Source organism: Janibacter sp. Soil728, from assembly GCF_001428305.1.
Classification (GTDB): domain Bacteria; phylum Actinomycetota; class Actinomycetes; order Actinomycetales; family Dermatophilaceae; genus Janibacter.
Window position 1 is genome coordinate 111076 of record NZ_LMRZ01000003.1, and the last position, 21959, is coordinate 133034.

The following is a 21959-nucleotide window of genomic DNA, read 5'->3' on the forward strand; positions in this document are numbered from 1 at the left end:
CCGGCCGCGGGGAGCCCGACCGCTACCTGTTGCGGCGCGCGATCGCCGTCGACAGGGCCGCGGCGAAGGCCGTCCAGGCTGCGTAGGGCACGAGCGCCCATCGCCCCCGTCCACCGGCAGCGCCGGCCCGACGGGCCAGGTCGGCCGAGCTCACCGCGAGCACCCCGGCCTCGAGCGCTGCCAGCGTCGGCCGGCGCACCCGCCAGAAGACGACGCTCCAGCCGGTGTTGAGCACGAGGTTGACCCACAGCGCGCGACGGTAGGCAGCCGCCTCGTCACCGCGCCCCTCCGCCTCCAGTCGCGAGAGGGTCGCGACCGAGCTGGCCGCGATGTCGGCGTACAGGGGCGTCCACACCAGAGGGAAGGCGAGCGGCGGTGGCTGCCACGACGGGAGGTCCAGCGAGCGGTACCAGCGGCTGTCCGGCTGCGTCGCCACGCCCCCGGTCGCGGCACTGGCGATGGTCGCCGCGGTCACCGTCAGCACGTCGCGCAGCACGTGGTCGGGCCGCGCGGTGCGCATCGCCCGCCGCACCGCGTCGTCGAACCCGATGAGCCCGTGCGCAGGCAACCCCACCAGCTCGTCGAGGTCCTGCTCGCGTCGCACCACCTCGTGCACGAGGCTGCCGACGAGCGGCTTGGCGACATCGGCCGCGACGGGCGTGATGATCCCGACCCAGTGGCTCGCCAGCCACGGCGTCAGCACCGGCACCCCGACGATCAGGCGGCGGTGCAGCCCGTTGACCGCGGCGAACCGCTGGATCATCTCCTCGTAGGTCAGCACCTCCGGTCCCCCGATGTCGAAGGTCCTGTTGACCTCCGCCGGCAGTCCTGCAGCGCCCACCAGGTAGTGCAGCGCGTCGTCGACGGCGATCGGCTGGATCCGGTTGCGCAACCACTGCGGCGCGACCATCGCTGGCAGTCTCTCGGTGAGGTGGCGCAGCATGTCGAAGGACACCGACCCGTCGCCCAGGACGACCGCCGCTTGCAGAACCGCAGCAGGTACGGGCGCGTCGAGGAGCACCTGCCCGACCTCCACGCGCGAGGCGAGGTGGACCGAGAGGTCGGCGCCCTCGGGGTGCAGGCCGCCGAGGTAGACGATGCGGCTCACCCCTTCGTCGGCCGCTGCCGTGGCGAAGCCCTCGGCCAGCTCGCGGTCTCGCCGCGCGAGGTCGCCGCCGCCGTCCATGGAGTGCACGAGGTAGTAGGCGACGTCGACGCCCGACAGGGCCGCCCTCAGGTCCGAGCCAGAAGTGACATCACCCTCGACGATCTCGACCCGGTCGGCCCACTCCGCGGAACGCAGCCGCTCGGCTGACCGGGTGAGCGCACGCACCCGCCAGCCGGCGTCAAGCAGTCTCGGGACGAGCAGCCCGCCGATGTAGCCGGTGGCGCCGGTGACGAGGACCGTGCCGGGGACGAAGGGAGTGGATGTGGCTGTGGACGTGGTCATGTCGGTCACCTCAGGAGGTCGAGGGCGGGTGGGAGGAGGAAGAGCATCGAGCTGGACCAGACGACGTGCGTGATGATCGGGGCGAGGACGCCGCCGGTGACCCGGCGTTGGGCCCCGGTGAGCACCCCGAGGAGCAGTGCGGCGAAGGTCAGCATGAGGTTGCCGGTGGCTGCGGTGACGAGGCCGTAGACGAGGGTCGTGATCGCGATGGGGTGCCGGCGTCCGACCGAGGCGAAGAGTGCGCCGCGGAAGAACAGCTCCTCCCCGATCCCGGTGATGACGGTGATCACCCAGACGAGGGGCAGCGAGCCGTAGCGAGCATGGTCGAGGACCTCGTCGACCCGGCCGGCGAGCCACGGCACGCGGCCGACCACGAGCGCCCCGGCGAGGAAGACCGCCACGGCGAGCAGCGCAAGGGCCACGGGCTGCACCACTGGTCGCGCCAACCCGGCCCCCCGGGTGTGCGCCCACCCGACGTGCAGCCGACCGGCGGCCAGTCCCCCCGCGATCCAGACCCCGGCGAGCACCAGCCCACCGACGTAGAAGAGGTGATCGCCCGGCGGGATCCGCAAGGTCAGTGCCAGGACGAGGGACCCGAGCACGAGCGTCACGGCAGTCACGACCCGTCGGCGTCGCACCCGCACATCGGGCTCGTGGTGGTCACGGGGCACGGGGGCCACGAGCGCGGCAGCGACGAAGGAGCGCAGCTCCCTGACCGGGTGGATCACCTCTGTGCCCGCGCCATCTCGTACCGGTCCAGCGCCTCGCGGCGCTCCTCGGCGTGGTCGAGGACGCGCTCGGGGTAGCCGTGGGCGGCGCCGTCGGGGTGGGTCCACGGCGTGTGGGCAGCCTTGCCCGACAGGTGGGCGAGCTCGGGCACCCAGCGACGCACGTAGGCGCCGTCGGGGTCGAAGCGCTCCCCCTGGGTGATCGGGTTGAAGACCCGGAAGTACGGTGACGCGTCGGTCCCGGTGCCCGCCACCCACTGCCAGCCGTGGCTGTTGGAGGCCAGGTCGCCGTCGAGCAGGTGGTCGAGGAAGTGCCGCGCCCCGACCGGCCACCACACGTGCAGGTCCTTGGTGAGGAAGCTCGCGACGACCATCCGCACCCGGTTGTGCATGAACCCCTCGGCGAGCAGCTGGCGCATCCCCGCGTCGACGAAGGGGTAGCCGGTGCGCCCCTGCCGCCAGGCCTCCACGAGCCGGTCGGTCTCGGACCCGTCGTCGTAGGGCAGGCCGGCGAGGGCATCGCGCAGGTCGGCCCACGCCGAGTCGGGGCGGTGCCACAGGACGTCGGCGTAGAACTCCCGCCACGCGAGCTCGGTGACGAAGCGCTGCGCGGCATCGGAGTCGGCCGCCGGGTGCGCCGCAAGGTCGGCGAGCATGGTGCGCGTGTGGATCTCGCCGTGGGTGAGGTGGATCGACATGCGGCTCGTGGCATCGCGGTCGGGTCGGTCACGATCGGTGTCGTAGCCCGCGAGGTCGTCCCGGAGGAAGCTGCGCCACCGCTCCTGCGCCGCGTCCTCCCCTGCCGGCCCGTCGATCGCGTCCTCGTCCGCGGCGGCGAGCACGCGCTCGAGGCCGTCCTCGCCGACCTCGGCGAGCAGGTCGGCACCGTCCCGCAGCCACACGTCGTCGCCGACCCGGTCCGCGGGCGCCGGCCAGCCGTGGTCGCGCCAGGCCCGGGCGAAGGGGGTGAAGACCTTGTACGGCGTGCCCTCACCCGTGAGGACGAGCCCGGGGCCGACCGCGCAGGGGGTGCCGGTCGTCACGAGCTGCGCGCCCTGCTCCTGCAGCCGACCGCCGACGTCCTCGTCCCGCACCCGGCCGGCAGGGGTCGTGTCACGGGTGATGTGCACCCGCTCGGCCCCGACCGCCGCAGCCGCCTGCGGCACGAGGTCCACCGGGTCACCGCAACGGACCACCAGTGCTCCGCCGGTCGCCTCGTGCAGGGCCGCGATCGAGCGCAGCATCCGGCGGGCCGACGGGCGATGGTCGCTGAGCACCTGCGGCTCCACGACGACGAAGGGGAGGACCTCCCCTTCGTCGGCTGCGGCCAGGAGCGCCGGGTGGTCCGACAGTCGCAGGTCCCGGCGGAACCACAGGAGGGCGGTCACGAGGACGAGCGTGCCACGCGGGCGGTGATCGCCGCCCACAGCCGCACCGGCAGCACACGGGCGACCTTCATCGTCACGGCCATCCGGCGGGGGAAGACGATCTCGACCTTGCCCCCTTCGAGCCCGTCGGCGATCTCGGTGGCCGCCTCCTCCGGCTCGATGATGAAGGGCATGGGGAAGGAGTTGGTCTCGGTCATGTCGGTGCGCACGAAGCCCGGGCAGACCGTCGTGACCTGCACGTCCTTGGTCGACAAGGACGCGCGCATCGACTCCAGCAGGTTGATCTGCGCCGCCTTGGTCGCGGCATAGGCCTCTCCCCCGGACAGACCGCGGTAGCCGGCGACCGAGGCGATCCCGACGAGGTGCCCGCTGCGGTGCGAGACCATCTGCGGCAGGGTCGCGGCGATGACGTTGTTGAGCCCCAGGAGGTTGACCTCGACATGCGTCACGAACTCGTCGGCCTGCCAGTCGGTGGCGGTGTAGGTGTGCCAGTACCCGGCGCACCAGATCACCATGTCGATGGCCCCGATCGCCGTGCGCACCCGCTCGGCAGCGGCCCAGCACGCGCTCCGGTCGGTGACGTCGAGCGGGACCGTGACCATGCGTCCGCCCGAGACCTCGTCGAGCCGCTCCGCCCGGCGGGCGCTGATCGCCACGATCGCGCCTCGGCGCTGCAGCTCCTCCGCCAGGGCCGCACCAATGCCGCTGGAGGCGCCGACCAGCCAGATGCGTTGTCCGACAAGGCTGGTCATGCGATCACCTCTCGCTCCAGACGGATCTGCGCGACGTCGATGTACCCGGCGGCGAAGCCCGCCTCGCAGTAGGCGAGGTAGAACTCCCACTTGCGGCGGAAGGTCTCGTCGAACCCCGCGGCCGCGATGCTCGGCCACTGCTCGACGAAGGTGCGTCGCCAGCGTCGCAGGGTCTCCGCGTAGTCGCTGCCGAAGCGGCTCGTCGAGGTCACCTGCAGCGACGTGTGCCGCCTGGTCGTCTCCTCGATCGCCTGCGTCGAGGGGATCAGACCGCCGGGGAAGATGTGCTTCTGGATCCAGCCGTAGGAGTTCCTCGTGGCGAGGTACCGGTCGTGCGACATGAGGATCGACTGGATCGCCACGATTCCGTCGGGAGCGAGCAGCTCGTCGATCGTGCGGAAGTAGGTCGGCCAGTACTCCTCGCCGACGGCCTCGATCATCTCGACGCTGACGATGGCGTCGAACTGCCCGCTGACCTCGCGGTAGTCCTGCAGGCGCACCTCGACACGGGCGGCGAGGCCTGGGTGCTCGACGTCGGCGGCGGTGATGCGCTCGCGCGCCAGGGCGGCCTGCTCGTGCGACAGGGTGATCGTCGTGACCGTGGCGCCGCGTCGGGCGGCGGCGATGGCGAGGGAGCCCCAGCCGGTGCCGATCTCGAGGACGCGACTGCCGGCGCGCACCTGCGCGGTGTCGAGGATGGCCTCGATCTTGGCGTGCTGGGCCTCCTCGAGGCTCTGCACGGCGAGCGGCCGCGACCGGTCGAAGAGCGCGGAGCTGTAGCTCAGGGTGTCGTCGAGGAAGGCCTCGAAGAGGTCATTGCTCAGGTCGTAGTGGGCCTCGATGTTCTTGCGCGAGCCGAGCAGGGTGTTGCGCGTGGTGCTCGGGATCCGCCGGTCGACGACGCGCTTCATCCGCGCGAGTCCCGAGGGGACGAGGGTGGTGATCCGCTGGGCGAAGGGCAGGAGCGCGTCCGCCAGGTCGGTCCCGGGGGCCGCCTCCCAGTCGCCGGCCATGTAGCCCTCGCCGATGCCGATCTTGGGGTGGTGCGCCAGCCGCTCGAAGAGCGCGGTCGGGTGCACGATCCGCAGGGTGGGTGCGCCGACCTCGCGGCTGCCCCCGAGGGTGGTGCCGTCGGGCATGGTCACCCGCACCGGCGCCCGGTCGAGCACCGCGGCGAGGATCGGGCGGGCCAGACGGGCCCGCAGGCACCACGGACGAAGGGCGGGTCGGCGCAGGCAGATCGGTTGGTCGAGGGTGGGGACGGAAGCGGTCATCGGAGGTCCTCCTGCGAGTGCGGGGTACGAGGCTGGATGGGGAGTCGGCGCGTCCACAGCCAGATGCCGTGGACGCGGATCAGGGCGCTGACGCGCCAGGTCATGAGCAGGTGGCGGGCGGCGGTGCGCACGACGGCGGCGTCGGTCGCGGCGCGTGGGACACCGCTCGTCGTCGCGGTGAGGATCCGCTCGCCGTCGCGGTCCAGGCCGACGGTCACGACGACGCGGTCACGCTCCAGGCGCAGGCTCACCGCGTACTCGCCGCTGGTGTCGTTGAAGGGCGAGACGTAGAAGGCCTTGTCGGTGCGTGCCCGCCCGCTCTCGTCGACCTCGAGCAGGTAGGCGTGCCGCTCGCCGTAGGTGTTGTGCACCTCGAAGACGCAGGCCCGCAGGCGCCCGTCCGGCGCGAGGCACCAGTAGACGGTCAGCGGGTCGAAGACGTGGCCCAGGACCCGCGCGTTGGCGAGCATGACGACCCGGTCGTCGGCAGCGAGCGTGATGTCCCGGTGGGCGAGGAATCGCGCCAGGTCACCGCGGATGCCGCTGCCCTGCTCGCCCCCGTCGAGGTGATCGCGTGCCTCGATCCGGGTCAGTGCGCTCAGCGGCCACCGGTGCCTCGGCAGCTCGTCGACGTCGACGAGCCACTGGTACTGGCGGTTGCTGAAGGCGTGCTCGACCGGGGTGCGACGGGTGTGGCTGACGGTCCCGACGACGAGGCTGGGCAGGGTCGGCAGGTCCGTGAGGGTCGGCGAGATCGTCACCACGCCACCCCGAGCCGCTGCGCCGCCTCGACGCCCGAGCGGCAGCCGTCCTCGTGGAAGCCCCAGCCGAGGTGGGCTCCGGCGAAGGCGAGCCGGTCGCCGCCGGCGGTGCGCAGGCGGGCGGCTGCGGCGACGGCCTCCCGGGTGAAGACCGGGTGGGCGTAGTCCATCCGGGCGACCACGTCCCCGTCGTCGAAGGGGGTCGAGGAGTTGAGCGTGACGACCAGCTGGTCGCCGTCCTCGTCGAAGCCCTGCAGGCGGTTCATCCAGTAGCTGACCCGCGCCTCGCTCGCCCCGCCGCAGGTCTCGCTGCGGTAGTTCCACGAGGCCTTGGCCCGCTTCGCCCGCGGCAGGTGCGTCGTGTCGTGGTGCAGGACGGTCGCGTTGCGGGAGTAGCGGATCGTTGCGAGGTCCTCCTTCTCCTGCGGCGTCGCGTCAGCGAGCAGGCCGAGCGCCTGGTCGGCATGGGTGGCGATCACGACCTTGTCGAAGAGAGCCACCCCACCGGCGGTTCGCACATCGACCCCGCCGGCGTGCCGGGTCACGGACGTGACGGCGGCACTCGTGCGGACGTCGGCCAGGCGCGCGGCCAAGGCGTCGACATAGGTCCTGGACCCGCCGACGACGGTGCGCCAGGTCGGGGACCCGGAGACGCTGAGCATGCCGTGGTGCTCGAGGAAGGCGAAGAGGTGTCGGGCCGGGTAGTCGAGGGAGTCCTCGTCCCCGGACGACCACACGCACGACACGAGCGGCAGCGCGAAGTGGGCGATGAAGTACTGCGAGAACTTGCCGCGCTCGAGGAACTCACCCCACGTCGGGTCGTCCCCCTCGCGCTCGTCGGCGAGGACCGCCCTGGCGGCCCGGTGAAAGCGCGGGATCTCCAGCAGCATCCGCAGGAAGCGTGGGTCGGCGACCCGCCACGGCTGGGCGAGCACGGCGCCGATCCCGGCGCCGCCGGCCCAGGACAGGCCGCAGCCGTCACAGGTGATCGACATGCTCATCTCGGTCGGACGCGTGGCCACGTCGAGCTCGCGGAAGAGCCGCAGCAGATGGGGGTAGGTGCGCTCGTTGTGCACGATGAAGCCGCTGTCGACGCGCACCTCACCGCCACCGCTCGTGGGGACGGTGTGGGTGTGGGCGTGGCCGCCGAGCCGGTCGTCGGCCTCGAAGAGGGTGACGTCGTGGGTCTGCGACAGGACATACGCCGCAGTCAAACCGGAGACGCCCGCGCCGATGACGGCGACGCTCGGGCGGTCGGGGTGGTGCTCGGTCACGACGGATGCTCCTGCTGGGAGAGGAAGGGGGGGCACGATGGGTTCGGAGCCGACCGCGCCAAAGGATTGTTCAACCTTTGTCCAAGACGCTAGAGTCACCGTGACCACGCTGTCAAATGTTTGTTCAAGGATGTGCAGCCATGAAGATCACCCGAACCATCAACGTCGCTGATACCCCACCGTCGGCCGTCTACGCCTACCTCTCCGACTTCACCACCAGCGAGCAGTGGGACCCCGGCACGCTCGAGACGACCCTCGTCGAGGGTGACGGCGGCGTCGGCAGCCGCTACCTCAACCGCTCGGTCTTCCGCGGCCGCCAGACCGAGCTGACCTATGTGACCGTGGACCTGCAGCCCGACCGGCTCGTCGTCATGCGCGGGGAGAACAAGAGCGTCATCGCTCAGGACACCATGTCCATCAGCCCAGGGCCTGACGGGAGCGGTAGCGTGCTCGTCTACGAGGCGGACTTCACCTTCAAGGGGCTCGCCAAGCTGGCCACCCCCTTCCTGCGCGGCCAGCTCACCGCGCTCGGCGACGAGGCCGAGCAGGCTCTCGCCCGAGAGCTCCCCCGGCTCTGACAGACCCAAGGACCGCCCCGGATGTACACGATCAAACGCGCTGCCGAGCTGACCGGCGTCCCCGCCGCGACGCTGCGCGCCTGGGAGCGCCGCTACGACCTCGTCGAGCCCGAGCGCACCGAGTCGGGCTACCGCCTCTACGACGACGAGGCCGTCGCCCGCGTCACCCAGATGGCAGCCCTGATCGCCGACGGCTGGAGCGCGAGCACCGCTGCGGCAGAGGTACACCGGCGCCTCGATTCCGACAGCGCGACACTCCCCCCTTCGCCGTCGACGGATGGCCCGACCGCCACCGCCCAGCTCATCGCGGCCACCGCCGCGATGGACCCGGCCGAGCTCGACCGGATCCTGGACGAGCAGCTCGCGCGCACCCCCTTCGAGGCGGTCGTCGACGACTGGCTCATGCCGACACTCGAGGAGGTGGGCCGAGCCTGGGCGGACGAGCGCATCTCCATCGCCGGCGAGCACCTCGTCGCGCACGCGGTGCTGCGCCGACTCTCCGCTGCCTTCGACGCCGCAGCGAGCCGTCCCGGCGGTCCGCGGGTCATCGTCGGACTGCCCGCCGGGGTGCACCACGAGCTGGGCATCTTCGCCTTCGCCGTCGTCCTGCGGCGACTCGGCGTCGACGTGGTCTACCTCGGACCGGACCTGCCCGCGCCGGCCTGGCGTGACGCGCTCGAGACCCACGGCGCGAGCTGCGCGGTGCTCGGGGTGCCACGACGACGCGACGCCCGGCCCGCCCGCGAGGTCGTCGAGGCGCTGCACGACGTCGACGACACCCTGAGGATCCTCGTCGGAGGAGGGCACCAGGACGAGCTCGACGGCACGCGCACCACGCGTCTGGGGCACCTCATCGGCCCGGCCGCCGCCGAGGTCGCCGGCCTGCTGCGCTGACGGACCCCCCTTCGTCACGCCCCGGTCACGCCCGCCGTGTCGCAACGCCTCGCGACGACCCCGCAGCTAGCGTGGCCGCCAAGGGACATCGGGACCACGCTGACATCTCACGAGGTCCCGCCGCTCGGGTGGAGGGGTAGTGCGCATGTGGGCCAACCGGAGGGCGCGCGTCACGGTGCTGCTGACCTCGACGGCGGCACTCGGCATGCTCGTGGGTTGCTCGTCCACATCCGAGACGACCACGTCGTCGTCGAGCGAGTCCGTCACACACCCCAGCTCGACGACCAGCGCGGATGGGACTCCCGCCTCTCGTACGCAGCATCGCCACAGGAGCGTGGAGCGGTCCAGGACGGCCGCGGCGCAGTACGACTACCGGGGCGCGTTGCAGCACCTTGAGGGCCTCGAGGGCGCGGACGTGGATCGGCTCACCACCCGGATCGCCGCGCAGAAGAAGGACGCGGTGGAGTGGGCAGACAATGCGCAGATCCCCCACCTGTTCTTCCACTCCCTCATCGTCGACGCGGACCGGGCCTTCGTGTCGCCGGACAGTGCGCAGGGCTATGCGGACTACATGGTCACCGTCGAGGAGTTCAGGGCCGTCCTCGCCTCGGTCCACGACAAGGGCTATGTCCTCGTCAACCCCGACGACTTCGCCCGCGAGGACGCGCAGGGAGAGATGACGTACGTGCCGATCACGCTGCCCCCGGGCAAGAAGCCACTCGTCATCTCCGAGGACGACGTCAGCTACTACGAGTACATGAAGGGCGACGGGTTCGCGACCAACATGGTCATCGGTGACGACGGAGCGGTCACCAACACGTACCAGGACGCCTCCGGTACGAGCGTCGAGGGCGCCTATGACATGCCGGCCGTCGTGGACGAGTTCGTCAGGAAGCACCCCGACTTCTCCTACCGCGGCAGCAAGGGCATCCTCGCGCTGACCGGGTACAACGGTGTGCTCGGCTACCGCACCAGCGACATCGAGTACGGCAACGACCCGGACATCGACGTCGACGAGCAGAAGAGGCGGGCAACAGCTGTCGCCGACACCCTCAAGGACGACGGGTGGGTCTTCGCCTCGCACACCTGGGGCCACACCAATGTCACGGATGCGTCGATGACCAGGCTGACCGCGGACACGACGAAGTGGAAGGACGAGGTCGCCCCGATCATCGGCGACACCGACCTGATGATCTTCCCCTTCGGCGCGGACATCAGCGGGGTGGCGCCGTACAACGGGCCGAAGTACCAGCTCCTGAAGGACGACGGCTTCGACTTCTACTTCGGCATCGACAGCTCGACCCCCGCATGGGGTCAGCTCACCGGGGGCTACGTGCGCCAGGCCCGCATCAACGTCGACGGGTTGAGCATGGCCGCGGCGAAGACCAACGATCAGCACGTGCTGCACGACTTCTTCGACGTCGATGAGGTCATCGACCCGGCGCGGGCGGAGCACGGGTTCTAGGGCTCCCGCACCGCCAGCAGCCCGCTGCGTAGACTCCCCGCAACGCGCGTCAGTCCGAGGAGAAATGAACCAATGAGCACCTTGCAGACGCTCGACCGCGGCCTCGAGGCGATCGAGATCATCTCGCAGCGAACCGGCGGCATCTCGCCCGCGGCACTGGCCGACGAGCTGGGCGTGCACCGGGCCGGGGCCTATCGGATCCTGGCCACCCTCGAGCAGCGTCACCTCGTGGCCAAGGGGAGCGACGGGCTCTACCGCCTGGGCAGCGGGGCCCTCGTGGTCGCCGGCCGGTTCATGAGCCAGTACAGGGCCTCGGCCCAGCCGGTCGTGCAGGACCTCGCCGACCGCAGCGGGTGCACCGCCTTCGTCGCCATCGCCGACCGGACGGAGTCGATCGCCATCGCTGTCGCCGAGCCGAGCGCTCGCGGCCCCATCGGCATCAGCTACCAGGTGGGTGCCAGACACCCCCTCGAGCAGGGCGCCGACGGGCTGGCCATCCTCGCCCAGCGACCCGCGCGCGACGGCGACAGCGAGCCTGTGCGATCCACTCGCGCACAGGGCTACGCGATCTCGGACGGCGAGGTCCAGCCCGGAGCCGTCGGCGTCGCCGTCGGCATGGGCCGGGGGGCCTCGACCGATGTCGAGGCCTCGATCGGCGTGATCCGCCTGGGGCTCCCCGGCGACCTGGACATCGAGCGTCTGCTGCCGCTCGTGCAGGATGCCCGCGCTGCCGTGGCCCGCCTGTACTGAGCCCGCCCACGCAGAGCCGGGACCGAGAGCGACCCCCTTGACCACTCCCTTCGGCCTGCACTAGGTTGTGCGCAGTCCGCACACTACTGTGCGCTCACCGCACAAGGGAGTGCTTCGCATGTCTGCCTGTCCTGTCTCCGCCAACGCGGCCGAGTTCGATCCCTTCGGGGACGGCTACCAGCAGGACCCGCCCGCCTATGTGGCCTGGTCCCGCGAGAGCGAGCCGGTCTTCTACAGCCCCCAGCTCGACTACTGGGTCGTCACCCGGTACGACGACATCAAGGCGATCTTCCGCGACAACCTCACCTTCTCCCCTTCCGTCGCGTTGGAGAAGATCACGCCCACCAGCCAGGAGGCCAACGACGTCCTGGCCTCGTACGACTACGGCATGAACCGCACGCTGGTCAACGAGGACGAGCCCGCGCACATGGAGCGCCGCCGAGCGTTGATGGAGCCCTTCTCCCCCGAGCACCTCGCCCACCACGAGCCGATGGTCCGTGCCCTCGTGCGCGAGCACGTCGACGCCTTCATCGACGAGGGTCGCGCCGAGCTGGTCAACCAGATGTTCTGGGAGATCCCGCTGACCGTCGCGCTGGAGTTCCTCGGCGTCCCCGACGACGACAAGCCGAAGCTGCGTGAGTACTCCGTCGCCCACACCGTCAACACGTGGGGTCGGCCGGAGCCCGAGGAGCAGGTCGCCGTCGCCCACGCCGTCGGCAACTTCTGGCAGTACGCGGGCGGCGTCCTCGAGCGGATGCGCGAGCGCCCCGACGACGAGGGATGGATGCAGTACGGCATCCGCAAGCAACGCGAGCTGCCCGAGGTCGTCACCGACTCCTACCTGCACTCGATGATGATGGCCGGCATCGTCGCGGCCCACGAGACGACCGCCAACGGCATCGCCAATGCCGTGAAGCTCCTGCTGGAGAACCGCGTCATCTGGGACCAGATCTGCGCTGACCCCACCCTCATCCCCAATGCCGTCGAGGAGTGCTTGCGGCACAACGGGTCCCAGGCCGCGTGGCGCCGCCTGACGACCAAGGACACCGAGATCGGTGGCGTTGCCGTCCCCGCCGGCGCCCGCATCCTCATGGTCTCCTCCTCCGGCAACCACGACCCGCGACGCTTCGAGGACCCCGAGCTCGTCGACGTGCGCCGTGACGACGCCGCCGACCACCTGACCTTCGGCTACGGCGCCCACCAGTGCCTGGGCAAGAACCTCGCCCGCATGGAGATGCAGATCTTCCTCGAGGAGCTCACCGGCCGACTGCCGCACATGCGTCTGGCCGAGCAGGACTTCAGCTATGTCCCCAACACCTCCTTCCGCGGGCCCGAGCACCTGTGGGTCGAGTGGGACCCGCAGGCCAACCCCGAGCGCACCGACCCGGCGGTCCTGCGTCCGCGCGTCGAGGTCAACATCGGCGAGCCGACCACGGCCCACCACAGCCGACCCATGCGCGTGGAGCGCGTGATCGATGCGGCCGACGGCGTCCGTCACATCACCCTGGCGAGTGCCGACGGGTCCGCGCTGCCGACCTTCACCGCCGGCTCGCACATCGACATCGAGTGCGGCGACACCGGCATCGTGCGGCAGTACTCGCTGTGCGGCACCCCACCCGCCCCGGTCCAGCCCGAGGGCTGCCCGGTCCCCCACGTCCCGCGCCCGGAGCACTACGAGATCGCGGTCCTGCGTGAGGACGAGTCCCGTGGCGGCTCGGCCTGGGTGCACGACCACCTGCGCGAAGGGGAGGTCCTCACCGTCCGCGGACCGCGCAACCACTTCCGCCTGCCCGAGCAGGCGCAGCGCTATGTCTTCGTCGCCGGCGGCATCGGCATCACCCCGATCCGGGCGATGGCCGCGCAGGCCGCCCGCGAGGGCACGCCCTACGAGATCCACTACCTCGGCCGCGAGCGCGCCGGCATGGCCTTCGTCGACGAGCTGGTGGCCGAGCACGGCGATCGACTCCTCGTGCACTGCTCCAGTGAGGGCACGCGGACCGATCTGCGCGCCCTGGTGTCCGACAACGCTGCTGACGGTCGCGCCGGGCGCGTGCACGTCTACGCGTGCGGTCCGCAGCGGATGATCGACGACCTGACCGTCGACACGGCGGACTGGCCCGAGGACACCGTCGTCTTCGAGCACTTCTCCTCGACCCTTGGTGAGCTCGACCCGGAGCAGGAGCACGAGTTCACCGTGCACCTCGCGGACTCGGACATCGACGTGGTCGTGACCCGTGACCGGACCCTCCTGCAGACCCTGCGCGACGCCGGGTTGAGCATCCCCTCCAACTGCCAGGAGGGGCTGTGCGGCACCTGCGAGGTGCCCGTGCTCGACGGAGCGGTCGACCACCGCGATGTCGTCCTGTCCGCATCCGAGCGCCGCGAGGGCGATCGGATGATGTCGTGCTGCTCCCGGGCCACGGGCGAGCACCTCGTCCTGGGTCTCTGACCCCCCTTCACCCCAACCCCACACCAAAGGCAACCGATGACGCTTGCACTCCTGGGCATCCTGCTCTCGCTCGTCCTGCTGATCACCCTGGCCTACCGCGGCCACTCGGTGATCGCCGTCGCTCCCTTCGCCGCGACGGTCGCCGTGCTCATGTCCGGCGCACCGCTGCTGGCCAGCTACACGCAGGTCTTCATGCCCGCTCTCGGCGGGTTCATGGCGGCCTTCTTCCCCCTCTTCCTCGTCGGCGCGATCTTCGGTCGACTGATGACGGTCAGCGGCTACGCGCGTGACCTCGCCGGGTGGATCTCGGGAGTGCTCGGTCCGCGCTTCGCCATCCTCGTCACGGTGCTGGCCACCGCGCTGCTGACCTACGGCGGCGTGAGCGCGTGGGTCGTCGTCTTCACGATCTTCCCGATCGCCACCGCGCTCTTCGCGGAGGCAGACATCCCCAAGCGGCTCATGCCGGCGGCCATCGCCCTGGGCATCTTCACCTTCGCCACCGCTGCGCTGCCCGGCTCGCCGCAGATCCACAACACGATCCCGACGAAGTTCTTCGGCACCAACACCTTTGCCGCACCCGGCCTCGGCCTGCTCGGCGCCATCATCGTCTTCGCCCTCGGCATGCTGTGGCTCGAGCGCCGGCAGAAGCAGCTGGCTGCCGACGGTGAGACCTTCGGTGATCTGACGATCGCCGAGCGCAAGGAGGCCGAGCGCCTCGGCGGCGGGCGCGCGACCGGCGGCACCTCTCCCGAGCGGGGTGTCGCCGACCCCGACGCACCGGAGGGTGGCGCCGCCACCCAGCCCGCCTCCGCCCCGGTGTCCGTCGCGCTGGCCGAGCGGACCTCCCCTTCGCCCGAGGTCGGTCAGCGTCCCGGTGCCGTCGCCGGTCTCATCGGCCTGAGCCCCATCCTCGCGATCGTCGCGGCCAACGCGCTGTGCACCTACCTGCTCTTCCCCGCCCTCGACTTCGGCTACCTCGCCGACAAGAAGTTCGGTGGCACCTCGATCGCGGCCGTCACCGGCATCTGGTCGGTGACCGTGGCGATGCTCGCCGGCATCGCACTCGTCTTCCTCATGCGCGTGGGGTTCTGGCGTGAGTACGTCGAGGCGCTCACCGAGGGTGCCCGCAATGCCGTGCTGCCCGTCTTCAACACGGCGAGCGAGGTCGGTTACGGCGCGGTCATCGCCTCGCTCGCGGTCTTTGCCACCGTCCGCGACGGGATGTTCGGCGTCAGCGACAACCCGGTCGTCGTCGCCGCCGTGTCCACCTCTGGCATCTCCGGCCTCACCGGGTCGGCGTCCGGAGGTCTGACGATCACGCTCAACACCTTCGGTGAGCAGCTGGCGACGATGGCCACGGACCAGGGCATCTCGATGGACCTCATGCACCGCGTGACGGCGATGGCCTCGACGGGCTTCGACTCACTCCCCCACAACGGTGCCATCATCACCTTGTTGCTCGTCTGCGGACTCTCGCACCGCGAGTCGTACAAGGACATCTTCGTCGTGACCGTCATCGTCCCCGTCGTGGGACTGCTCGCAGTGATGGGTATCGGCCTCACCGTCGGAACCTTCTAGGACCCCACCCAACGGCGAGTCACCCCCTCGCCCGAGATCAAGGAGTGACCATGGCCCACTACCGCCAGGTCGGACCGGTGCCGGACAAGCGGCACACCCTCTTCAAGGACGGCAACGGCAAGATCCTGTCCGAGGAGCTCATGGGCGAGGAGGGCTTCAGCTCGGACAGCTCGCTGCTCTACCACCGCCACATCCCGTCGGGCATCGTCGGCGCTCGCCACTGGGAGCTGCCCGACCAGACGCTCACACCCAATGAGCCGCTGCTCCCCCGGCACCTGAAGCCGCACGACCTCTTCACCGACGAGCAGGTGGCCGGCACCGACGCGGTGACCGGCCGGCAGCTCGTCCTGGGCAACCCGGACGTGCGCATCTCCTACGCCCACGTCGGCGCGACCTCCCCGTTGTACAAGAACGCGATCGGTGACGAGTGCGTCTACGTCGAGCGCGGCTCGGCACTCCTGGAGACCCAGTTCGGCGCGCTCGAGGCGAGCGAGGGCGACTACGTGATCATCCCGCGCGCCACGATCCACCGCTGGGTGCTGCGGGAGGGCGAGACCGCTCGGCTGTACGCCATCGAGGCCAACAGCCACATCGCCCCGCCCAAGCGCTTCCTCTCCCGGTACGGGCAGTTCCTCGAGCATGCGCCCTACTGCGAGCGAGACCTGCGCGTCCCCACCGAGCCGCTGCTCGTCGAGGAGCAGGACGTCGAGGTGTACATCAAGCACCGCGGGCGCGGTCCGAGCGGCATCACCGGCACCGTGCACACCGTGCCGGAGCACCCCTTCGACGTCGTGGGCTGGGACGGGTGCCTCTACCCGTACACCTTCAACATCCGCGACTACATGCCGATCACGGGCAAGGTGCACCAGCCGCCGCCGGCCCACCAGGTCTTCGAGGGCAACAACTTCGTCATCTGCAACTTCGTCCCGCGCAAGGTCGACTACCACGAGCTCTCCGTGCCGGTGCCGTACTACCACTCCAATGTCGACTCCGACGAGGTCATGTTCTACGTCGACGGGGACTACGAGGCGCGCAAGGGCTCGGGCATCGCCAAGGGCTCGATCTCGCTGCACCCGGGCGGGCACGCCCACGGTCCGCAGCCGGGTGCCGTCGAGGCCTCGCTCGGCGCCGAGTACTTCGACGAGACCGCGGTCATGGTCGACACCTTCCGCCCGCTCGACCTCGGGGTCGGCGGCGTCGCCACCGACGACGGCGTCTACGCGCGCTCGTGGACCGGCGGCCGGTGGATCACCGACGAGGACGGCGCATGACCAGCACGAAGGGGGGCACCGTCCCGGAGCAGTTCGTCGAGTTCTTCGACGACGCCGCGACCTTCCCGCCCGGCCTCGCGCCGGTCGAGCAGGCGGTGACCGACCACGTGGCGCGACGGTCGGCTCCCTTCGTCAGTGCCGTGGGACCGGCCGTGCTCGCCCTCGCGGACCTGCCCCGGGCACGCGAGATCGCCGCCGGTCTCGACCTGTCCGGCGGTCCGGTGGAGGTCTCGGTGGTGACGCCTGCCGGTGCGCTCGACGAGGCCCTCGCCGCCGGGCAGGCGCTCACCCCCGAGCTGCGGATCGTGGCCGTCGAGCTCAAGACCGACCCGAGTGACCGGGCCATCTGGAGCGAGCAGGTGCGCGAGGCCGCGGCCGTGGGCAACCTGCCGATCTACGTCGAGCTCACCGCCGGCCAGGTGGCCGACGGCGCCCTCGACCTGCTGGCCGGCACCGGGCTGCGGCTGAAGTACCGCACCGGCGGCATCGAGGCGCATCTCTTCCCCACCCCCGAGCAGCTCGCCGACGTGCTCACCGCTGCGGTGGCCGCGGGCCTGCCCTTCAAGCTGACCGCCGGTCTGCACGAGGCGGTCCGCTACACCAACGCGACCACCGGCTTCACCCACCACGGGTTCCTCAACATCGCGCTGGCCACCCAGGCCGCACGCGCCGGCGAGGACCGCGAGGTCGTCGCCGGCTGGCTCGCCGAGACCGACCCGGCCCGGCTCGCGGAGGCCGGCGCCACCTCCGACGGCTCGTGGCGCAAGTCCTTCACGTCCTTCGGCACCTGCAGCGTCGGCGAGCCGGCCGACGCCCTGCGGCGCCTCGATCTCTTCCCCGGCCCGACCCCCTTCGTCCACCCCTGACCTGAGAGGTCCCCACACCCCATGACGACTGCAGCGCAGCGCTTCTCGACCACCGGCTTCGGCCCCGACCACCTGCCCTACGCCTCCTTCTCCCCCGCCGGCGCCGACCCGCGACTGGGCGTTCGCCTGGGTGACCTGGCGATCTCCCTGGGCGACCTCGTCGCCGCGGTGACCGCCGCGAGCGGACCGCGACTGCCCGCGGAGGCCGGCACCGCCGCCTCCGCCGACGACCTCAACGCGCTTCTCGCCGCCGGCCACACCGTGTGGCAGCCGCTGCGCGCCTGGCTGCAGGAGGTCGTGACGACCGAGGGTCTCGACGGCGTCGTCGAGGCCGTCGCCACCCCGGTGTCCGACATCGAGCTGCACATGCCCTTCACCGTCGCGGACTACGTCGACTACTACGCCTCCGAGCACCACGCCTCCAACATCGGCAAGATGTTCCGCCCCGACCAGGCGCCGCTGCTGCCCAACTGGAAGCACCTGCCGGTCGGCTACCACGGCCGCGCCGGCACGGTCATCGCTTCGGGCACCGACATCCCGCGCCCCAAGGGCCTGCGCCCGGAGGAAGGGGGGACCCCCAGCTTCGGTCCCTCGCGTCGCCTCGACATCGAGGCCGAGCTGGGCTTCGTGCTCGGTGGCTCCGCCCCTCAGGGCGAGGTGTCCGTGGCTCGGGCCGGCGCCGAGCACCTGTTCGGTGTCGTCCTCTTCAACGACTGGTCCGCTCGCGACATCCAGGGCTACGAGTACGTGCCGCTCGGTCCGTACCTCGGCAAGTCCTTCGCCTCGTCGATCTCGCTGTGGGTCACGCCGTGGGAGGCGCTGGCCGCCGCCCGCGTCGCACCGCCGGCGCGCGAGCACGAGCTCGCCGAGTACCTCGACGACTCGGTGGACGGGCCGTGGGGCCTGGACATCACCATGGAGGTCGAGCTCGACGGGCAGGTGCTCTCGCACCCGCCGGCCAAGACCCTGTACTGGACCGCGCCCCAGATGGTCGCGCACATGAGCGTCAACGGCGCCTCCCTTCGCCCGGGCGACTTCTTCGGCTCCGGCACGGTCTCCGGCACCGAGGTCGACCAGCGCGGCTCCTTCATGGAGCTGTCGTGGGGAGGCAAGGAGCCGCTCGTCCTCGCCGACGGCCGGGAGATGCGGTTCCTCGAGGACGGCCAGACCGTCACGCTGCGGGGCACCGCCCCCGGGGCCAACGGGTCGGTCATCGACTTCGGCGAGTGCGTCGGGACGATCCTCCCGGCGACCTGAGGACCTGATCTCGCACCTCTGACGCATCCTGACGCCTGGACGCATCAGACCTGCGACGACCATGTCCGGCGGCTCCGGCCGTGACTCGCGCGGTGGATCATGATTCACCACGTGAGTCATGGCCGGAGGCGCCTAAGTCACCTTCTGGCCGGGTGGACGCTTGCGCGCAATGACCGCGAGATGAGGACGGTGCTCCCGCGAGGTACGGGTATGTGTCGAGAGCACGTGGAAGCCAGCAGCCTCGATCTGCGTCGTCAGGCCCTGCTCGGATCGGCAGTAGGCCGTGGTGACGGCATGGTCGAACGGGTGGCCGTCCGGGCCTAGGAATGCCCCCATGAGGAGATGCCCGTCGTCGGTGGTGACCCTCGCGAACTCTGCGAGGGCCGAGGCGCTCTCTTCGGGATTCATGTGGATCACGGAGTACCACGCGAGGACACCCCCGAACCGCGCGTCCACGAACGGCAGCTCAAGGAGGTCTCCCACCTCGAAACTCGTGAGCGGGAACCTCTCGCGAGCGGACTCCACGAACTGCGGGACGGCGTCGACACCGTGCGCCACGCACCCACGCGACCGAAGGAAATCGGTCCAGTGACCGGGACCGCTCCCCGCATCGAGGACCGGGCCAACAAGCGTGTCCGACCATTCACCAAGAAGACACGCATCCAGCGGGTTCATCTGCCCGACGGACCCCAAGAGCGAGATGTACTCAGCCGCCCTCGCGACATATGCCGACCTCGTCCGACCCGGCCAAGCTGCGGTGGTCACTGAGACCCCTCCGTCATTTTCCTTGCCCTCTCGACAGTCCGGTAGATCCTGCAGGTACCTTCCGAAAGTGTCCATGTTCGCACCAGCAGCGGAGTGGACCCGCGCCGTTCAGGATGCGACCTAGCGTCGACGGCCTGGCGAGCAGTGACAGTCGGCGCTTCGCACACTTGCTGACACCGCGACGACCATGTCCGGCGGCTCCGGTCGTGACTCGCCCGATGGATCGCGATTCACCACGTGAGTCATGGCCGGAGGCGCCGGAGCCATCCAGCAAAAGGACCGTCGGAGACGAGCCGAGACCGCGTCGCGCTCAGTCGAGGAAGGACGCCGCGCTCTTCGCCGGGCTCAGGTCCAGCCGGCGAAGCAGCTGGGCGTTGAGCGCCACGACCACGGTCGACGCCGACATGAGGATCGCCCCGACGCTCATCGGCAGGACGAAGCCGATCGGCGCCAGGACACCAGCAGCCAGCGGGACGGAGATGAGGTTGTAGCCACCCGCCCACCAGAGGTTCTGCTTCATCTTGCGGTACGAGGCGCGGGAGAGCTCGATGACCGAGAGCACCGAGCGCGGGTCGGAGCTGGCGAGGATCACGCCGGCCGAGGCGATGGCCACGTCCGTGCCGGCGCCGATCGCGATGCCAACGTCCGCCTGGGCCAGCGCGGGGGCGTCGTTGACGCCGTCACCGACCATGGCGACCTTCCTCCCTTCGCCCTGCAGCTCGGCGACCTTGGCCGCCTTGTCCTGCGGGCGCACCCCGGCGAAGACCCGGTCGATGCCCAGCTCCGCGGCCACCGTCTGCGCGACGGCCTGCGCGTCACCGGTGATCATCACGACCTGCGCGCCCGCAGCGTGCAGCGCGTCCACGGCATCACGGGACTCGGGGCGGACCTCGTCGGCCAGGCGCAGCGCGCCGATGACGACGCCGTCGGCCACCACGTGCAGGATGATCGCGCCCTCGTCGCGCCAGGACTCGACGGCTGGCAGCTCGACGAGGTCGTGCTGCTCGAGCAGGTAGGGGCCGCCGACCTCGACGACGGTGCCGCCGACGCTCGCCCGGACACCCACCGCGGGTGACGAGGTGAAGTCGCTGGCCGCCGCCACGTCGAGCCCCTCCTCGGTGGCGGCGCCGACGATCGCGCGGGCAAGCGGGTGCTCGCTGTCACCCTCGGCGGCGGCAGCCAGCGCGAGGACCTCGTCGCGGGTGTGGCCGTCGACCGGCTCGACGGCGGTGACCGTCGGCTCGCCCTTGGTCAGCGTGCCGGTCTTGTCGAAGAGGACCGTGTCGACGGTGCGCATGGACTCCAGTGCGAGGCGGTCCTTGACGAGCACCCCGCCGCGGGCGGCACGCTCGGTCGCGATCGAGACCACGAGCGGGATCGCCAGACCGAGTGCGTGCGGGCAGGCGATGACCAGGACGGTGATCGTGCGGACGACGGCGCTGTCGGGCATCCCGAGCAGCGACCAGACCACGGCCGTGACGAGCGCCGCGCCGAGGGCGAACCAGAAGAGCCAGCCCGCGGCCGTGTCGGCGATGCGCTGGGCGCGTGAGGACGAGGCTTGCGCGTCGGTGACGAGTCGCTGGATCCCGGCGAGCGCGGTGTCGTCGCCGGTCGCGGTGATCTCCACCCGCAACCCGGAGTCGGTGGCGACGGTCCCGGCGACGACCGCATCCCCCTTCGCACGGCGGACGGTCCTGGACTCCCCGGTGACCATCGACTCGTCCATGCTGGCCGAGCCGTCGACGACGGTGCCGTCCGCGGGAACCGCGGCACCGGGGCGGACGATGACGACGTCACCGACCTCGAGGTCGGCCGGCGCCACGGCGACCACCTGGTCGCCCTCGACCCGCTCCGCCTCGTCGGGCAGGAGCGCAGCGAGGGAGTCCAGCGCGGACGTGGTCTGGGCGAGGGAGCGCATCTCGATCCAGTGGCCGAGCAGCATGATGACGACCAGCAGCGCCAGCTCCCACCAGAAGCTCAGCTCGTGGTGCAGCACACCGAGGCTGGCACCCCACGAGGCGATGAAGGCCACCGTGATGCCCAGGGCGATGAGCAGCATCATCCCCGGCTTACGGGCGCGGATCTCGGACACGGCTCCGGTGAGGAAGGGGCGGCCACCCCAGACGTACATGACCGTCCCGAGGACCGGCGAGACCCAGCGAGCCCACTCCCCCTGCGGCAGGTCGTAACCGACGAGGTTGGCGAACATGTCGTTGAAGCCCACGACAGGCACCGCCAGCGCGAGCATGATCCAGAAGAGGCGCCGGAACTGGCCCGCGTGGTCGCCGTGCCCGGCGTGACCACCGTGACCGGAGTGGTCCCCGTGCCCGGCATGCTCATCGTGGCTGGCAGGCTGGGTGTGGTCCGCGTGGTGGTCCTGTACGTCCGTCATACTTGGTGAACGTATACCTCCGGGGGGTACATTCCCATCCGCGCAGACCAGGAGGCCTGATCGGTCC

General features: G+C 70.8%; 18 protein-coding genes. 9 read left to right on the forward strand and 9 right to left on the reverse strand.

What is annotated here, in order from left to right; translation table 11 throughout:
* Positions 1-22: 22 nt before the first annotated feature.
* The 7 genes from ASG73_RS04815 to ASG73_RS04845 are packed head-to-tail and all read right to left on the reverse strand — an operon-like array spanning position 23 to position 7627.
* Positions 23-1450 carry a tryptophan-rich sensory protein gene (locus tag ASG73_RS04815; RefSeq protein WP_055992685.1) on the reverse strand — a complete coding sequence of 476 codons (1428 nt, stop codon included), beginning with the start codon at positions 1448-1450 and terminating at the stop codon, positions 23-25.
* A gap of 5 nt (positions 1451-1455) precedes the next feature.
* Entirely contained in the window at positions 1456-2178 is a 723-nt protein-coding gene (locus tag ASG73_RS04820) for a CPBP family intramembrane glutamic endopeptidase (RefSeq protein ID WP_055991711.1), read from the reverse strand.
* On the reverse strand, positions 2175-3566 hold the full coding sequence (locus tag ASG73_RS04825) for a cryptochrome/photolyase family protein (protein WP_055992688.1): 1392 nt from the start codon (positions 3564-3566) through the stop codon (positions 2175-2177). Before ASG73_RS04825 ends, ASG73_RS04820 begins: the two co-directional genes overlap by 4 nt.
* Positions 3563-4318 (reverse strand): SDR family NAD(P)-dependent oxidoreductase, encoded by a 756-nt coding sequence (locus tag ASG73_RS04830; RefSeq protein ID WP_055991714.1) that lies wholly within the window; start codon positions 4316-4318, stop codon positions 3563-3565. Before ASG73_RS04830 ends, ASG73_RS04825 begins: the two co-directional genes overlap by 4 nt.
* A complete protein-coding gene (locus ASG73_RS04835; RefSeq protein WP_055991717.1) occupies positions 4315-5592 on the reverse strand; it encodes an SAM-dependent methyltransferase in 1278 nt (425 codons plus the stop codon). The genes ASG73_RS04830 and ASG73_RS04835 overlap by 4 nt, the downstream gene beginning before the upstream one ends.
* The gene (locus ASG73_RS04840) at positions 5589-6353 is read right to left on the reverse strand and encodes a DUF1365 domain-containing protein (RefSeq protein WP_235499356.1); all 765 of its coding nucleotides are present in this window, start codon (positions 6351-6353) and stop codon (positions 5589-5591) included. The genes ASG73_RS04835 and ASG73_RS04840 overlap by 4 nt, the downstream gene beginning before the upstream one ends.
* Complete coding sequence (locus ASG73_RS04845; RefSeq protein ID WP_055991720.1) at positions 6350-7627, reverse strand: NAD(P)/FAD-dependent oxidoreductase; 1278 nt, start codon at positions 7625-7627, stop codon at positions 6350-6352. Before ASG73_RS04845 ends, ASG73_RS04840 begins: the two co-directional genes overlap by 4 nt.
* 140 nt (positions 7628-7767) lie before the next feature.
* Here ASG73_RS04845 and ASG73_RS04850 point away from each other — a divergent pair, with 140 nt between their 5' ends.
* From ASG73_RS04850 to fahA, 9 genes are all read left to right on the forward strand, one after another.
* Complete coding sequence (locus tag ASG73_RS04850; RefSeq protein WP_055991723.1) at positions 7768-8205, forward strand: SRPBCC family protein; 438 nt, start codon at positions 7768-7770, stop codon at positions 8203-8205.
* A gap of 21 nt (positions 8206-8226) precedes the next feature.
* Entirely contained in the window at positions 8227-9099 is an 873-nt protein-coding gene (locus ASG73_RS04855) for a MerR family transcriptional regulator (RefSeq protein ID WP_055991726.1), read from the forward strand.
* A 334-nt stretch (positions 9100-9433) separates the two neighbouring features.
* Entirely contained in the window at positions 9434-10564 is a 1131-nt protein-coding gene (locus tag ASG73_RS04860; protein ID WP_156466141.1) for a polysaccharide deacetylase, read from the forward strand.
* Between the two features lie 72 nt (positions 10565-10636).
* Positions 10637-11314 carry an IclR family transcriptional regulator gene (locus ASG73_RS04865; protein ID WP_055991732.1) on the forward strand — a complete coding sequence of 226 codons (678 nt, stop codon included), beginning with the start codon at positions 10637-10639 and terminating at the stop codon, positions 11312-11314.
* 118 nt (positions 11315-11432) lie between these two features.
* Positions 11433-13763, forward strand: coding sequence for a cytochrome P450/oxidoreductase (locus ASG73_RS04870; RefSeq protein ID WP_055991735.1), 2331 nt, complete (start codon positions 11433-11435; stop codon positions 13761-13763).
* 36 nt (positions 13764-13799) lie between these two features.
* The gene (locus ASG73_RS04875; RefSeq protein ID WP_055991738.1) at positions 13800-15341 is read left to right on the forward strand and encodes a GntP family permease; all 1542 of its coding nucleotides are present in this window, start codon (positions 13800-13802) and stop codon (positions 15339-15341) included.
* A gap of 50 nt (positions 15342-15391) precedes the next feature.
* The gene (locus ASG73_RS04880) at positions 15392-16612 is read left to right on the forward strand and encodes a homogentisate 1,2-dioxygenase (protein ID WP_055991741.1); all 1221 of its coding nucleotides are present in this window, start codon (positions 15392-15394) and stop codon (positions 16610-16612) included.
* On the forward strand, positions 16609-17478 hold the full coding sequence (locus ASG73_RS04885) for a hypothetical protein (RefSeq protein ID WP_235499357.1): 870 nt from the start codon (positions 16609-16611) through the stop codon (positions 17476-17478). The genes ASG73_RS04880 and ASG73_RS04885 overlap by 4 nt, the downstream gene beginning before the upstream one ends.
* A 21-nt stretch (positions 17479-17499) precedes the next feature.
* Positions 17500-18735 carry a fumarylacetoacetase gene (gene fahA, locus ASG73_RS04890; RefSeq protein ID WP_055991747.1) on the forward strand — a complete coding sequence of 412 codons (1236 nt, stop codon included), beginning with the start codon at positions 17500-17502 and terminating at the stop codon, positions 18733-18735.
* 132 nt (positions 18736-18867) lie between these two features.
* Here fahA and ASG73_RS04895 read toward each other — a convergent pair whose 3' ends face one another.
* Both ASG73_RS04895 and ASG73_RS04900 read right to left on the reverse strand, forming a co-directional pair.
* Positions 18868-19575 (reverse strand): class I SAM-dependent methyltransferase, encoded by a 708-nt coding sequence (locus ASG73_RS04895; RefSeq protein ID WP_082567015.1) that lies wholly within the window; start codon positions 19573-19575, stop codon positions 18868-18870.
* A gap of 235 nt (positions 19576-19810) precedes the next feature.
* A complete protein-coding gene (locus ASG73_RS04900) occupies positions 19811-21892 on the reverse strand; it encodes a heavy metal translocating P-type ATPase (protein WP_055991752.1) in 2082 nt (693 codons plus the stop codon).
* Between the last annotated feature and the right edge of the window lie 67 nt (positions 21893-21959).